At 58.4% G+C, this 14,611-nt stretch carries 19 protein-coding genes and 1 tRNA gene; 18 read left to right on the top strand and 2 right to left on the bottom strand.

Going from position 1 to position 14,611, the window contains the following annotated elements; genetic code table 11:
• The first annotated feature begins 139 nt into the window (after positions 1–139).
• The 18 genes from murA (at position 140) to DWA01_RS03955 (ending at position 12,215) form a co-directional block, all read left to right on the top strand.
• Positions 140–1,408, top strand: a complete 1,269-nt coding sequence (gene murA / locus DWA01_RS04035) for a UDP-N-acetylglucosamine 1-carboxyvinyltransferase (RefSeq protein WP_114284406.1) — start codon at positions 140–142, stop codon at positions 1,406–1,408.
• Positions 1,405–1,884, top strand: coding sequence for a DUF2948 family protein (locus DWA01_RS04030; protein ID WP_114284405.1), 480 nt, complete (start codon positions 1,405–1,407; stop codon positions 1,882–1,884). The genes murA and DWA01_RS04030 overlap by 4 nt, the downstream gene beginning before the upstream one ends.
• Positions 1,874–2,374, top strand: coding sequence for a GNAT family N-acetyltransferase (locus DWA01_RS04025; protein ID WP_114284404.1), 501 nt, complete (start codon positions 1,874–1,876; stop codon positions 2,372–2,374). Before DWA01_RS04030 ends, DWA01_RS04025 begins: the two co-directional genes overlap by 11 nt.
• A gap of 114 nt (positions 2,375–2,488) precedes the next feature.
• Positions 2,489–3,802 carry a histidinol dehydrogenase gene (hisD, locus tag DWA01_RS04020; RefSeq protein WP_114284403.1) on the top strand — a complete coding sequence of 438 codons (1,314 nt, stop codon included), beginning with the start codon at positions 2,489–2,491 and terminating at the stop codon, positions 3,800–3,802.
• On the top strand, positions 3,799–4,278 hold the full coding sequence (locus DWA01_RS04015; protein WP_114284402.1) for a UPF0262 family protein: 480 nt from the start codon (positions 3,799–3,801) through the stop codon (positions 4,276–4,278). Before hisD ends, DWA01_RS04015 begins: the two co-directional genes overlap by 4 nt.
• A gap of 2 nt (positions 4,279–4,280) precedes the next feature.
• Complete coding sequence (locus DWA01_RS04010; protein WP_268807701.1) at positions 4,281–4,760, top strand: arsenate-mycothiol transferase ArsC; 480 nt, start codon at positions 4,281–4,283, stop codon at positions 4,758–4,760.
• A 182-nt stretch (positions 4,761–4,942) separates the two neighbouring features.
• Positions 4,943–5,161 carry a translation initiation factor IF-1 gene (gene infA, locus DWA01_RS04005; RefSeq protein ID WP_011455993.1) on the top strand — a complete coding sequence of 73 codons (219 nt, stop codon included), beginning with the start codon at positions 4,943–4,945 and terminating at the stop codon, positions 5,159–5,161.
• Between the two features lie 9 nt (positions 5,162–5,170).
• Positions 5,171–5,749 (top strand): Maf family protein, encoded by a 579-nt coding sequence (locus DWA01_RS04000; RefSeq protein WP_114284401.1) that lies wholly within the window; start codon positions 5,171–5,173, stop codon positions 5,747–5,749.
• Complete coding sequence (locus DWA01_RS03995) at positions 5,746–6,786, top strand: ribonuclease E/G (RefSeq protein ID WP_114284400.1); 1,041 nt, start codon at positions 5,746–5,748, stop codon at positions 6,784–6,786. Before DWA01_RS04000 ends, DWA01_RS03995 begins: the two co-directional genes overlap by 4 nt.
• Positions 6,783–6,977 (top strand): DNA gyrase inhibitor YacG, encoded by a 195-nt coding sequence (locus tag DWA01_RS03990; protein ID WP_114284399.1) that lies wholly within the window; start codon positions 6,783–6,785, stop codon positions 6,975–6,977. Before DWA01_RS03995 ends, DWA01_RS03990 begins: the two co-directional genes overlap by 4 nt.
• 78 nt (positions 6,978–7,055) lie before the next feature.
• Positions 7,056–7,130, top strand: a tRNA-Phe gene (locus DWA01_RS03985).
• 163 nt (positions 7,131–7,293) lie between these two features.
• On the top strand, positions 7,294–8,049 hold the full coding sequence (locus DWA01_RS23415) for a tyrosine-type recombinase/integrase (RefSeq protein WP_235008411.1): 756 nt from the start codon (positions 7,294–7,296) through the stop codon (positions 8,047–8,049).
• 55 nt (positions 8,050–8,104) lie between these two features.
• Entirely contained in the window at positions 8,105–8,497 is a 393-nt protein-coding gene (locus DWA01_RS23410) for a tyrosine-type recombinase/integrase (RefSeq protein ID WP_235008412.1), read from the top strand.
• Positions 8,494–9,300 (top strand): hypothetical protein, encoded by an 807-nt coding sequence (locus tag DWA01_RS03975; protein ID WP_114284398.1) that lies wholly within the window; start codon positions 8,494–8,496, stop codon positions 9,298–9,300. The genes DWA01_RS23410 and DWA01_RS03975 overlap by 4 nt, the downstream gene beginning before the upstream one ends.
• A 388-nt stretch (positions 9,301–9,688) precedes the next feature.
• A complete protein-coding gene (locus DWA01_RS03970) occupies positions 9,689–9,892 on the top strand; it encodes a helix-turn-helix transcriptional regulator (RefSeq protein ID WP_114284408.1) in 204 nt (67 codons plus the stop codon).
• Between the two features lie 295 nt (positions 9,893–10,187).
• A complete protein-coding gene (locus DWA01_RS23245; protein WP_200832497.1) occupies positions 10,188–10,598 on the top strand; it encodes a helix-turn-helix transcriptional regulator in 411 nt (136 codons plus the stop codon).
• A 341-nt stretch (positions 10,599–10,939) separates the two neighbouring features.
• Positions 10,940–11,953, top strand: coding sequence for a tyrosine-type recombinase/integrase (locus tag DWA01_RS03960; RefSeq protein WP_160115956.1), 1,014 nt, complete (start codon positions 10,940–10,942; stop codon positions 11,951–11,953).
• Positions 11,892–12,215: a hypothetical protein gene (locus DWA01_RS03955; protein WP_136057657.1), complete on the top strand. Its 324-nt coding sequence runs from the start codon at positions 11,892–11,894 to the stop codon at positions 12,213–12,215. Before DWA01_RS03960 ends, DWA01_RS03955 begins: the two co-directional genes overlap by 62 nt.
• 829 nt (positions 12,216–13,044) lie before the next feature.
• Here the strand turns inward: DWA01_RS03955 and DWA01_RS03950 are convergent.
• A complete protein-coding gene (locus DWA01_RS03950) occupies positions 13,045–13,536 on the bottom strand; it encodes an SRPBCC family protein (RefSeq protein ID WP_114284407.1) in 492 nt (163 codons plus the stop codon).
• Entirely contained in the window at positions 13,514–14,197 is a 684-nt protein-coding gene (locus DWA01_RS03945) for a TetR/AcrR family transcriptional regulator (protein ID WP_114284395.1), read from the bottom strand. Before DWA01_RS03945 ends, DWA01_RS03950 begins: the two co-directional genes overlap by 23 nt.
• Between the last annotated feature and the right edge of the window lie 414 nt (positions 14,198–14,611).

Here is a 14,611-nt window from a genome sequence, read left to right as displayed (position 1 = left end):
AGCAAAAAAGACGCGCCAAAAGCGGCAGATCCCCGGGCGGACCGGCTGAAGGCAGCGCTGAAGGCAAATTTGCAGCGGCGCAAGGCGCAGGCCCGCGCCCGCAAGGCGCCCGAAACAGATAAAAAGTGAGGCGACAGGCATGGATTCGATTCTGGTACGTGGCAATGGTGAATTGCACGGTGACATTCCGATTGCAGGTGCGAAAAACGCCTGTCTGACCCTGATGCCAGCGACATTGCTGTCAGATGAGCCGCTGACGCTGACCAACGCGCCGCGCCTCTCGGATATCAAAACCATGACCACTCTGTTGCAGTCGCTGGGCGCCGAAGTCTCCAGCCTGCAGGACGGTCAGGTTCTGGCGATGTCCAGCCACAACATCAATAATCACGTGGCGGATTATGACATCGTGCGCAAAATGCGCGCCTCTATCCTGGTGCTGGGGCCGATGCTGGCGCGTTATGGCCATGCGGTTGTGTCTTTGCCAGGCGGTTGTGCCATCGGCGCACGCCCGGTGGATCTGCATCTGAAAGCGCTCGAAGCGATGGGCGCCGAGCTTGAACTCAAAGACGGCTATATCCACGCCAAAGCCCCGGGCGGGCTGAAAGGCGGCATTGTCAATTTCCCACTGGTCTCTGTTGGTGCCACCGAAAACGCTTTAATGGCGGCGACGCTGGCCAAGGGCACTACAGTGCTGAACAACGCAGCGCGCGAACCTGAAATCGTCGATCTGGCACAATGCCTGCGCAAGATGGGCGCCCAGATCGAAGGCGAAGGCAGCTCCACAATCACCATCCAGGGTGTGGACCGTCTGAACGGCGCCACTCACCCGGTGGTGACCGACCGCATCGAGCTTGGCACCTATATGCTGGCACCGGTGTTCTGCGGTGGCGAAGTCACCTGTCTGGGCGGACGCATGGATCTGGTTGCAGCATTCGCCGAAAAACTGGACGAAGCCGGCATTTCTGTTGAAGAAACCGATAAAGGTCTGAAAGTCGCGCGCCGCAACGGCTTGATCCGGGCGGTCGATGTGACCACCGCACCATTTCCTGGTTTTCCGACCGATCTCCAGGCCCAGTTCATGGCGCTGATGTGCATCGCGGAAGGCACTTCAAAGCTGGAAGAAAACATTTTTGAGAACCGCTTTATGCATGCGCCGGAACTGATCCGGATGGGGGCGGATATCGAAGTCCATGGCGGCACCGCCACCGTCACCGGGGTAAAACAGCTTAAGGGCGCGCCAGTGATGGCCACCGATCTGCGTGCATCCGTGTCTTTGATCCTTGCGGGCATGGCGGCCGAAGGCGAGACTGTGGTCAGCCGGGTTTATCATCTGGATCGCGGCTATGAGCGGGTGGAAGAGAAACTGGGTGCCATCGGCGCCCATATTGAACGGATCTCCGGCGTATGAGCGAAGATGCAAAATTTGAAGATGGCGGCGAACGCCCGCTGTTTCTGAAGGCGCTGGATGCGGAGGATCTGCAGGTGCTGTCGGCGCTGGTGCAGGACGCGGTGCTGCCGATGGGCGAGATCAGATATGACCGCAGCCAGCGTCAGTTTGCGCTGTTGCTGAACCGGTTTCGCTGGGAAGACGTGCCTCAGGCTGAGCGTCGCAAACGCGATTTTGAGCGGGTGCAATCGGTGCTGGCCATTGGCGATGTAATGAAGGTTGCGACGTCGGGTATTGATCCGGCGGACAAGGACCTGGTGCTGTCGCTGCTATCCGTCAGTTTTGAACCTGGCGAAGACGGCACGGGCCGGGTGGAGCTGACCCTTGCGGGTGATGGCGCCATCGCGCTGGATGTGGAGGCGATTGATCTGACTCTGAAAGACGTCACCCGCCCCTATGTGGCGCCCTCGCGGCATCTGCCGAAACATGAGGGCTGAGACACAGATCTGTCAACTGATCCCAGCGGAATGGCCGCTGTTTCGGGATCTGCGGCTGGAAGCGTTGCGGTGTGAGCCCGCTCAATATGCTTCAGCTCTGTCTGACTGGACAGCGCTGAAGCCGCAGGATTGGCAGCGCCGCCTGGCCAACGCTCCGGTATTTGTCTGTCTGGAACAGCGTGAACCCGTCGGCATGATGGGCTTGTTGCGCCCGCAGGCGCGCAAAATGGCGCACCGGGCAACTCTGCTGATGGTTTATTTGCGCGCCGCCCACCGCGGAGCCGGGCGGGCTGAGGCGCTCTTTGACGCGGTGACTGCATATGCCATGGACAATGGGATCAGCCAGATCGAACTGGCGGTCAGTGTTGAAAACGCGCGCGCGCGCCGGTTTTATGAACGCATTGGCTTTAATGCTATCGGGACCATTCCCTGCGGCTTTCGCCATGAGGGGCGTGATATTGACGAGGTCATCATGCTGCGGCGGCTCTGAGGTCAGAATTTTGCGACTAAACCCCGAAATTCGGTGTGAAATCCCCCGTACGCAGCACCTGAATGGTTGAGCGATCCGCCGCCCCGCGATATGTCGGGGGAGAAGGAGACCTCAATGCCCCAGTTTCTCGACATCCGCGATGCCGGTTTTGACGCGATGTTTGCAGCACTTCTGACCATGAAGCGCGAAGATGCGCCGGATGTGGACGAAGCCGTCGCCGCAATCATTGCAGACGTGCGGGCGCGGGGCGATGCGGCGGTGATTGAGCTGACCTCGCGCTTTGACCGGCTTGATCTGACACCGGAGACCATCGCTTTCAGTGCAGAAGAAATTGACGAACATTGTGCGCGGGTGCCTGCGGATGAACGCGCGGCGCTGGAACTGGCAGCAGAGCGTATCCATGCCTATCACGCACGCCAGATGCCGGAGGATGCCAGCTGGGAAGATGCCACCGGCGCGCGCCTGGGCTGGCGCTGGGGGCCGGTTGAGGCGGCCGGGCTGTATGTGCCCGGCGGGCTGGCGTCTTACCCGTCTTCGGTGCTGATGAACGCCATCCCGGCCCGGGTGGCCGGCGTGGAGCGGCTGGCGATCTGTGTGCCAACGCCGGATGGGGTGGCCAATCCGCTGGTGCTGCTGGCGGCCCGGCTGTCCGGGGTGAATACCATCTATCGCATTGGCGGCGCTCAGGCGATTGCGGCATTGGCCTATGGCACCGAGACCATTCAGCCGGTGGATAAAATCACTGGCCCCGGCAATGCGTTTGTCGCCGCCGCCAAGCGCCGGGTGTTTGGCAAGGTGGGCATTGATATGATCGCCGGCCCCTCGGAAATCCTGGTGATTGCCGACAAGAATAACGATCCGGACTGGATCGCGGTGGACCTGCTGTCCCAGGCCGAGCATGACGAGAGTGCGCAGTCGATCCTGATCACCGATGATGCTGCGTTTGGCGCGGCGGTGGCAGCAGCCGTCGAGCAACGTCTCACCACGCTGGAGCGGCGCGCGGTCGCCGGGCCGAGCTGGCGCGATTTTGGCGCGGTCATCACGGTTGAGAACCTTGACCAGGCCGCAGAGCTGAGCAACCGTATCGCGCCGGAGCATCTGGAGCTCTGTGTCGCTGATCCACGCGTCTATGCGGAAAAGATCAAACATGCCGGTGCAATATTTCTGGGCGCCTATACGCCGGAAGCCATTGGCGATTATGTCGGCGGTCCCAATCATGTGCTGCCGACAGCGCGTTCGGCGCGTTTCTCCTCCGGGCTGAGTGTGCTGGACTTCCTCAAACGCACCACTATGGCGGAAATGACCCCGGCGGCACTGGCAGCCATCGGGCCGGCGGCGGAATGTCTGGCCAAATCGGAAAGTCTTGAAGCGCATGGCTTGTCTGTGCGTGCGCGCCTTGACCGGCTGAACCAGGAGCCATCACCATGAGTCGTCTGAGCGCCATTACGATTGATGACACCGGGCTTGCTGCGCCGACACCTGAGATCGAACAGGAGCGCAAGGTGGCGATTTTTGACCTGCTGGAGGACAACAGCTTTTTGTTGCCGGGGCGTGAGGGGCGCGAGACCCCTGCCGGCCCGTTTGCGCTTAACCTGGCAATCCGGGAGCGGCGCCTGGTGTTTGATCTGCGCAGCGAGGCGGATGAGGGGCTGGCGGAGTTTCAACTGTCGCTCGGCCCGTTCCGTCAGGTGGTCAAAGATTACTTCCAGATCTGTGAAAGCTATTTTGATGCGGTCAAAAAGCTGCCGCCAAGCCAGATAGAGGCGATCGATATGGCGCGCCGGGGCATTCATAATGAGGGCGCGCGGGTGGTGCAGGAGCGGCTTGAAGGCAAAGCGCAGCTCGATATCGACACGGCCCGCCGGTTGTTTACGCTGATCTGCGTATTGCACTGGGGAGCCTGAATTTGGTCGCAGTTTTCCCGTCTTCCGTGCTGTTTTGCTGTGACCACAATGCGGTGCGTTCCCCAATGGCTGAGGGGTTGATGAAAAAATTCTACGGGCAGGCCGCCTATGTACAGTCGGCCGGTGTGCACAGCGACATGGACGTAGACGGATTTACCGTCGCGGTTTGCGCTGAGTATGGTGTGGAGCTGTCGCGTCACAAGACCCGCAGTCTTGAGAATATGCAGGACTGGGGCGACGATATTTCTTCCTATGATCTGATCGTGGCGCTGTCGCCGGCTTCGCAGCGGCTGGCGCTTGAGCTGACCCGGATCTTTCATCTCGAAGTGGAATACTGGCCAATCATGGACCCCACCGGGATGGGTGAGGCACGCGAAGCCAAACTGGCGGTCTATCGCCAGACTCGTGATCAGATTGTGACCCGGATGCTGGCGCGCTTCGGGCCGCCAACCACGGAAGAAACCGCCGGAACGGCAGGCTGACACGTGCCGGAACGCGGCTCTCGGCGTATGATTTCTCTGTAAATCGGCATGCGCAGACGCCTGTGGCAACAAAAAAAGTCACAATTGCGCGGGCGGGGCGATAAAGACCTTGAAAATCACCCGGATTAGGCTCATCTAAAGGCCGCTCGCACAATGGCGGGTGGTCCCATTATGGAGTGAACATGGCCAAGGAAGAAATGCTCGAATTCCCCGGTGTTGTGAAGGAACTCCTGCCCAATGCGACGTTTCGGGTCGAACTTGAGAACGGCCATGAAATCATCGCACATACGGCAGGCAAGATGCGCAAAAACCGCATCCGGGTTCTGGCCGGCGACAAGGTGCAGGTCGAAATGACCCCCTATGATCTGACCAAGGGTCGGATCAACTACCGCTTTAAGTAAGCGTTGAAGATGAAACTGATCCTCGGATCAGGCAGCCCGCGCCGGAAAGAGCTTCTGGCGCAGATGGGCCTGCGGCCTGATGATATCCGCTCCCCCGACATCGATGAAACCCCGCTCAACGGTGAGTTGCCGCGCCCCTACTGCGCCCGCATCGCTCGTGAAAAAGTGCAGGCGCTGCCCTGCGGCCCCGGCGAGGTCGTGCTTTGTGCCGATACCACTGTGGCGCTGGGCCGGCGTATTCTGGGCAAACCTGCGGACGCTGGCCAGGCTGCAGAATTCCTGTTGGCCCTGTCCGGGCGCCGTCATGCGGTGATCACCTCCATCGCCGTGGCCGCTCATGGCCGTATCTGGCAGCGCGACGTGGTGACTGCGGTGAAAATGAAACGCCTGTCAGATGTTGAGCTGAACGCCTACCTGGCCAGCGATGACTGGCAGGGCAAAGCCGGCGCCTATGCGATTCAGGGCCCTGCCGGTGCCTTTATTCCCTGGATTCAGGGGTCTTATTCAGCGGTCATGGGGCTTCCCGTGGCCGAAACAGCGCTGCTGCTAAGTGCGGCAGGCTATCCAGTTCACGGAGAACAGGTATGAAGGGAAGCGTTGTCGCCCTGGGCGAAGTCAACGGGCGGCGCGCAGCGGCCTGGATGGTAGACGGGAAGATGCAGGATTTTCTGATCGATCCGGTCGTTGATGCGCCGGCGCCGGGCTCTGTCTACCGCGCCATTTGTGACCGGCCGATGAAAGGGCAGGGCGGTATGATGCTGCGGCTGTCCTCCGGCCTGACCGGCTATCTGCGTGGCGCTAAAGGGCTGGCACCCGGGCAGGCGATCCTGGTGATGGTCACTGGCTTTGCCGACGATGGCAAAGCGGTGCCTGTCACCCAACGTGTTCTGTTCAAAAGCAAATACGCCATCGTAACGCCCGAGGCCCCCGGCACTAATATTTCACGCGCGATCCGGGACGAAGAACGCCGGGTTGTGCTGCAGGAAATCGCTGCCGCCGAAATGGAAGACGCGCCGGAAACAACCGGGTTGATCGTGCGTTCCGTCGCCGCCGGTGGCAACGCGGATGACATTGCCGAAGATATCGCCGCCATGCGCGCCCTGTCTGAGGCGGTGATGGCTGATGTCGAGGGTGTCGCTGAATTGCTGGTTGAGGGCGCGGATGCCCATGAGCTGGCCTGGCGCGAATGGGGCATCCCGGATCAGCTGGCCGACGGCGAGGGCGCTTTTGACGACCACGGTGTGCATGAGGCGATTGAGGATCTGATTGCCGCCCGGGTGACTCTGGAGGGCGGTGCCTTTGCCTTTATTGAGCCGACCCGTGCGCTTGTTGCGGTGGATGTGAACACCGGCGCGGACACATCCTTTGCCGCCGGGCTCAAGGCCAATGTGGCGCTGGCGCGCGATCTGCCACGCCTGCTGCGCCTGCGCGGTCTGGGGGGGATGATCACCGTGGATCTGGCGCCGATGGCGAAAAAAGACCGGCGTCAGTTTGAGCAGGTCCTGAAAGCCGCTTTCAAACGCGACGGCACGGACACGGTTCTGGCCGGGTTTACTCCGTTGGGCTGTTTTGAGCTGCAACGCAAACGCGACCGTTTGCCAGTGGCGCGGAGCCTGGCGGAATGAGCTGCCCGATCTGTGACAAAGACCCGGTGGAAAAATACCGCCCGTTCTGTTCCGGGCGCTGCGCCGATGTCGATCTTGGCCGCTGGTTCAACGGCTCCTATGCCGTTGCCAGCCAGTCAGAAGATGACGTTGAAGAGCTGGTCGAGGGCCTCGCTGAGGCGCTGGAAAAAAAGATAACGCAGCCGCACTGATTTTTGCGTTTTTGCTCTGGACACCACCCGCCACGCTGTCTAGAAACCGCTTACCCGAACGCAGCAGCGTTCTCCGGTGCCCGGGTAGCTCAGGGGTAGAGCAGTGGATTGAAAATCCTCGTGTCGGTGGTTCGATTCCGCCCCTGGGCACCATTTTATCATTCAGTTGCGTCCACCTATGTCCGATAGTAACCTGTATTTGCAGGATTAATACTGTCGGTTAGTCCGATGTCATCCTGCCACGTGCACTGGAATATACCTCCAACGGGGGTATCAAACTGGGGTACGTGCGATCTGACACCAGGAAGGTACCCCCATGGCTGTATTGAGCGACGCACGGGTTCGGACTCTGAAGCCGAAAGAAAAGTCATACAAGCAAGCTGATTTTGATGGTCTCTACCTATTGGTAAAGCCGAACGGGTCTAAGCTCTGGCGCTTCAAGTACCGCTGGCGCCTGAAAGAAAAACTACTCGCGTTGGGTAAATATCCAGATGTCACACTGGCCGATGCGCGTCGCAAACGAGACGAAGCCCGCAGCCTGGTCTCAAATGGTGCCGATCCTTCTCAAGTTCGCAGGCAAGAGAAAGCCAAAGAAGCCGCAGCGCAAAACGAGACATTTGCCAAGTTGGCGGCCGAACTCCTTGAGAAGAAGCGGTGCGAAGGTCGGGCAGCCGCAACACTGAAAAAGACTGAGTGGTTTTACCGCCTCCTGAATGCCGACACCGGCCATATGCCGATCACGCAGATCACCGCGCGGGACATTCTGGTTCCTCTGCAACGGGTCGAAAAGAAGGGAAATCACGAAAGCGCCGTTCGGATGCGCTCGACCGCCGGGGCAGTTTTTCGTTACGCGATCGCGCTCGGCTTGGCCGACAACGACCCGACGGATGGATTGAAGGACGCTCTGATCCGCCCTCAAACGCAGCACAGAGCGGCTATCACCGACCCAGCCCAAGTCGGCGCCCTGCTCCGAGCAATCGAGGGGTTCTCCGGTCAAACGACGACACGGCTGGCGCTTCGACTGCTTGCATTGATAGCCTTGCGCCCTGGCGAGTTGCGCATGGCGGAGTAGGGAAGAAGTGGACGAAGCCCGGGCCGTTTGGACCGTCCCGGCACATCGGGCCAAAATGCGCCGTCCGCACATAGTGCCGCTTTCCCGACAGGCCCTTGGCCTTCTTCAAGAGCTGCGCGATCTGACAGGCTGCGGTAATCTGATGTTTCCATCGGTCCGCTCTTCGCAGCGCTGCATGAGCGACAATACTTTGAACGGCGCCTTGCGCCGCATGGGCTACGGAAAGGACGAGATGACAGCGCATGGCTTCCGGGCGATGTTCTCCACCCTGGCCAATGAGTCCGGCCTCTGGCATCCGGACGCGATTGAACGTGCCCTCGCCCATGTGGAAAAGAATGAGATTCGCCGGGCCTATGCGCGCGGACAACACTGGGACGAACGCGTGGATCTGGCCCAATGGTGGGCTGATCAGCTCGATCAGATGAAAGAAGGACAGAAGCGATCATGATGAAAGACCGACAATCCGGCGCTCAATTCCCTGAACACTTTCTTCAGACCTGGATCTATCAGGACAGCTGGTCACTTGAAGAAGCAGTCGTTCTTGCGATGGGCATATCGCCTGACGATCCGAATGCTGAGGACGCGCTGACAGAACTCCAAGCGTTGCTCGATCGTGCGAGACGCACTGGCATGCGGGCGGGCGTCCCACGCGAATGGCTTTGGTGGGCGGAACGAAACGGCATCCCGTTTCACGAAGCCTGGTGGCTTGCCATCACGCCAGAAGGTCCAATCGGATTCGATGGCCAGCACTTTGCATGCCGCCGGGCAGAAATACTCTCGGCGAACTATCTCCGTCAGGAGCGACGCTTGATCGGAAAATGGGCCCGCAAACCTTACTGGACACCGCGCGAAGCGATCGACCGGTCGCTGAATTTTGACCCGTTTACGACTGAAGGCTGGCGCGGGGAGGCTCCGGAAACCGGAGAGACGACCCGGGAGCGCGAAGACAGGTTTCGCATTCTAGAGCGGGCACTGGAGATAAATGATATTTCTGAAAAGGCCGCCCCCCGCAACTATATCCTCTGGCTGGAGGGCTGCGGCTATTATGTTTCCGAAGCATGGCGGCGTGCCGTCGGCTTGCCGGTCCGTGAGATGCAAGATCCGGGCGAGAGCTGTCTTTCCGAACTGGCCCGGGAAAACACGGAGCTACAACGTCAGCTGGAGGAGACGGCCGTCAGGATTACAGAACTTGAGCAAAATTTGGCAACTCAGAAGCCCCAACTGACGGCGCAATCTGACGAGGTATCCTAACTTAAGAAAAAGATCCGGGAACTGTCGAGCGAACCTGAGAACCCGAGTCAAAAAAGCGCGCTGGCGAGACGTAATGCAAGTCTGGAAATGGCCCTCTTGGCTGCGGCCGTGGATGGTCATTCTTATGACCCAAGATCCATCAAATCGGATGTTCCCGAGCAAATTTCCGACAAAGCTGCGTTACTGGGATGTCAATTGACGGCCCAAACAGTTCGGAATTACCTGAAAGGAAGCTCTGACAGATATGTTGAACGCACTGTTTGGGATAACATTTTTCCAGCAAAATAAGGTTCCGATCGTGAATTCATCTTCTCAAAGGTGATCTCACCCAAGCCCTTACTGCACAAGGTCAGTCTTGGATCCATCCCAACAGACAAGGATGGATCACATGAATTTCGACAATCTTCCCGATGATGCGCTTCTGCGCGAAAAACAGATTTTGCACCCGGGCGGCCCGGTACCGGTGTCCCGCTCCACCTGGTGGGCCGGCGTGCGCAGTGGTCGTTTCCCGCAACCGGTTCGCTTGGGTCCGCGCACCACAGCCTGGCGTGTTGGTGACATCCGCACCCTCTTGCGCGATGGTGCACAATGATGGGTCAGCTGGACATTGGTCGTTGGATGGCCGGGTCGCGCTTCTGTAACGCGGTGAATGCGCGTTCCATTTCTTCGTCTTTTGCATCGGCAATGCCACACGTACCGGTCGACATCCGTGCTGCGGATGCTCGTTGCAAACGGCCTGGTCCCCTGGACGGGCAAGCTGTCGAGGCATCGGCTCAAACAGACGCATTGCGTAACGATCGGCCCTCACCTGGAGTGACGGTTCGTAAGCCCATCGTTTACGGGGCAGTGCCATGCCTGAGAACCCCATCAGTGACTGGAGGGGTGGCGTGTCTGTAAGCTCTGAAAGCACCTCTTCGACGCGTGATCTGTTTGACGCGCCCGGCTCTGAAGAGCCGGGCGCGTTTGCGTCCGACGTCAAACAAGGCCGCGCCAAGTCAGGAACGCGACGGGCGCCGCCGGTGACGACTGGACCACTTAACCCGTCTGCGCTCGACCCTGTTGATGAGCGTTTCCTGACGGATAAGGCCGTCGGAGAGCGCTTCGACGTGTCACGCCAGACCGTTTGGCGCTGGGTGCAGCAAGATATCTTTCTTGCGCCCGTCGTGATCTCCCCTGGAACGACCAGATGGCGCCTTTCGGACCTGCTTTCTTTTGAGGCCTCCCGAAAGCGCAGGAATACCAATGCCAATACTGGGGCGTCCTCCCGTTCCGGCGCGGACAGGAAGGTAAGGAAATGACCCGTGCCTACCGCAAAACCCGTCCCACTGGGACGCTGGTCTATTCGGTCGAGGAAGTCCAAGCGCTGTATGAGGTCTGCCGCAATACGATTTCAAACTGAGTCAAAGGCGGCCTGCGCCATTCGGATGCGTCTCAGCCACAACGTTTTCGTGGCGCTGAATTGCAGAGGTTTCATGAGGCCCGACAGGAACGGACGCGCAGGGCACTCAGGCACGGGGAGTTCAAGTGTATGGGCTGCGGAGCTGCGGTATTTCCCGAACTTCAATCCCTGGTTCTCGGCGCTACCAAATCTGGGACAGCTCATGCCCGTGCGGCCTGTCCTGATTGTCAGGCTATGGTGATGAAGTTGCTGGGTGAGACGGAATGCGACAGCATCAAAAACAGCCTCGATACCAACACGAGCCTGGCTCGAATAGACGAAGAAAACGTCTCAGACCCGGCGCGTATTGGGAAAGATCCGGGGTCTCGTGAGTCACAGTGGCACACCCACAATGATCGCGTCATCCACGAATGGCAGGCCTACGCTGGCCGCTATGACCGTAAAACAATGATTGCGCATCTGGTCAGCATCCGGGACTTCGAACAATTTCTGGAGGGTAAGCCCTTCGAAAAAGTAACGCCCAAAAACGCTGGGGCCTATCGGGACAGGCTGGTCGAGCTTGGCCGCTTACTGAAAAAAGATGGGGGGCTCAGCAATTCGACAATCCGCCACCGCGCCTCGCACCTGAGTGCCTTTTTCAACTGGCTGCGAAACCAGGACGGATTTCGGCGGTTGAGCGGGAACATTCCAGACTATTTCCTGCTGCCACGAGGCACCATGGCGCGGACCTTGCCGAGAGACGACAAGCGCTACCCATCTATCGAGGACGCGCTGCGGATGGTTCAGGCTATGCCGAGCAGAACGCTGCAAGAGAGGCGGGACAAAGCCATGGTCGCGTTTGCCTTCGTATCAGGGCTGCGTGCCGGGGCGCTCACCTCTCTCTGGCTCAAGCATCTGGATATGGACGGGAAGACGGTTGTTCAGGACGCCCGGGAGATGCGGGCAAAGAATGGCAAGAGCTTCCGTGTGTTCTGGTTCCCGCGGACGGATGGGTTTCAAAAGATCTTCTGCGAATGGATCGCCGAGATTTCCGCGCGGGGTTTCACCGCGCAGGATGCAGTGTTTCCAGAAGTGAAGGACCTTATCTCTGGTTCCGAAGACTTTCCGCCTGTCGCGCCGCTGAAGACAAGCAGAGCGTTTCAAACCGCGTTTGAGCGCGCCAGCGCGACCATCGATGAAGAGTATTCGCCGCATGCCGCATGCCGCACGCCACACGCTGAAAGCCTTGGGCGACAAGCTGTGCCGCACATTTGAAGAGCGCAAGGCATGGTCATTGAACCTGGGCCATTCAACTGAGCGCATCACCGAAACCCATTACGGCAAAATGCCGGACCAAAGGCGGGCGGGCATCATCGAAAATCTGAGCGCCGAGGATGTTTTGTCGGAAGACGAGAAGGAGCTTGTGATGGACTTCTATGAAAACAGGTTCCCGCGTGGCACAGCCGAATTTCGTATTGCCAAGAAGTTCGCACAGCGGCGCGAAAGCGCGCGTGGTGACGATGATTTGTTCGAATGAGCGCGTGCAGCAACGGGGTGGATTGGTAGCAAAGGATTAAGCTGGGCGGACAATATGAATTCGCTGCAATCGCGAGCCTGGTCGGAGGTTGTTCCAGAAACGGACCTAAAACTGGAACAGAATCTGCGTAGCCGTTCTGCGCCGCGGATGTCGGGTCAAAGCCCAATTTGGACCTTCGGCTCACTACCGCGATAGTCTTCATTTGCATTAGGTCTGAAAAAGGGAGCGGCCCGAGTTTTCAGCAGGGCAAATTGGATTCATCGAAGCCGGCCATAATTTGCGTCACTGGAATGGCCGGGTTTGACCTTCAGATAATTACAGATTGTTTCACCGTGAGGGTTCTAAATTCGCTCGCGCTTGTAGTCCTGAGAGCGTCCAATGGCGTGTTCCAACGTCTTGTTCTAATTCGTGCACGTGCAGCATCGGACATTTGCGGGCTCTAACCGGCCGTTCGTCGCAGTATGAATGAAGGTCAACTAAGGGCCGTTCTTGAAAGTTATTGTTGAGGGACGTGGTCCGATTTCTGCACCAGGCAAATTTCGACGAGAATGGCGGACTGCGGACCTTCGCTGCGCAATGTAGCGATGCCTGCTGTGCGGACAAAACTGCCGTTTATCATTCAGTCGGAAGTGACAAGTCCCGCTCAAGGCTGCCTTCTGCTCCGGATTCGAGTACCGTACTGCGGCCCACTGAAACGGTCGTTCGTGCATCGCGCAGCATCTTGAGTTTTGGAACGACAGTGATACGGGCTTTGCCGCGGACAGTGAGACGAGTGAAGTTCGTCGCTCGGCCCTTTGTCTCTCGCTTCCCACTCACGGGCAGTTGACTGTTACGCGACTGCTTTGGGACGGCCAGACTTTGCTCCTTTTGGTGCCTCTACGCTCGCCTCAACATAAGTCTTAAATCCGCGCTGGGCGCCTTTAATTGTCTTATGAAATTGCGGGCCAAGAACAAATTTTTCCATCAGTGCGCCGACCGGCCAGAATCGAGTCTTCAAGTCGATAAACGTTATCCCGCGCGTACGGTTTGGGCCCAGTTCTTCCAGCCGCCATCCTCCGCTTGCTTCCTTGATGAAGATGGGTAGTCCTTCGAGTGACAGGTTGAAGCTTTTGCCTTCATCCCACGCCAGGACGTTTTCGACCAGCGTTCCAAACCCCGGGACGTCGCATGTGCGACCGGCGCCAATGCCTCGCACAATCTTTGTGTGGAAGTGCGATTCCTTCACCGCTTTGGTCCAATTCTGAATGTCGGCAAGATTGCTGATCTTGCTCCAGACCAGGTCCATCGGCGCGTCAATTTCAACTGTGTGTTCTATGTGCATCGTCTTCTCCTTTTGACCTTTGTTGTGCGGGCTGCGCTCGCGGTTTCATCCCGTCCAGGATCAATCCCAGAGATGCCCGCACCCAATAGGCGCGGTATTCCGGGTCCAGCGATGTCACGCTAAAAAATTGCAGGTGGGTATGAGCGTACCGCGCCTGGTTGATCAACCTGTCCAGCAAAGTGCCCGCCACCATGCCCGTGTCGACGCTTTCGCGCACGAACCCCCGGTCTTTGGCCTTTTGAATAAAGTTTGAGAGCGAACGGTTGATCTCGATTAGCTCGCGAATGGCGCTATTGTCACTATCCGGCGGAAGCTGCTCAAACTCGCGAAGTGCGATCAGCAATGTCTCGCGGTTATCAAGGTAGGTTTCCAGAAGCTGAGTCAGGAACATCTCCAGGCGGATCTCAAATTCCTCCGGAGACCTCAATTCGCCCGACAGGGCGGTTTGCGTCTGTTCAAGCTGCAGCGCCGCAAAACGATCCAGGATTTCTTGATACAGTTTTTCCTTGGAACCGAAGTGATAGGTGATCGCGTTAGAACTGGCACCGGCGCGCGCACAGATGTCGCGGACGGAAGCGCCTCGAAACCCATGCGCCCAGAATTCGGCAACGGCGGCATCCAGGATCGATTGGCGGGTAGTTATGGATCGAGATTGTGACATTTGTAATTATATGCATTGCGTTTGTCACAAATGTCAAGGCGCCCATCGATACCTTCCAAGTCGTGTCGATGGCTGACTATGACGCCCGCACAGGGTTCTGAGCAAACCTCTGCAGCGCAAAACGGGATCGCATTTTCGCTGCCTGTTGAAGGTCCGCATCCGGAAGTTGCCCGCACCAGGCTCGCGACCGAAGCCAATTCACACTTTCCGCCCTTCACACAGAATTATGCATCGCAGCAATTGGTGAAAATGGCTCTCTGCTGCCATTCGCTGCACCGTCAATGAAGGTCAGCTAATGGGATGTACCGGCTGCTTCACCCCCTCGGGTTAAACTGTGTTTGTTTCACCCGCCAGCAGAGGAGAAGTAGCCATGAGTTCGAAGAAGAAGGAAATCAAGATTGAGGCGCTGATGTC

Origin of the sequence: Candidatus Halocynthiibacter alkanivorans (assembly GCF_003333265.1) — a bacterium.
Classification (GTDB): domain Bacteria; phylum Pseudomonadota; class Alphaproteobacteria; order Rhodobacterales; family Rhodobacteraceae; genus Halocyntiibacter_A; species Halocyntiibacter_A alkanivorans.
This window is presented reverse-complemented; position numbering and strand designations above follow the sequence as displayed.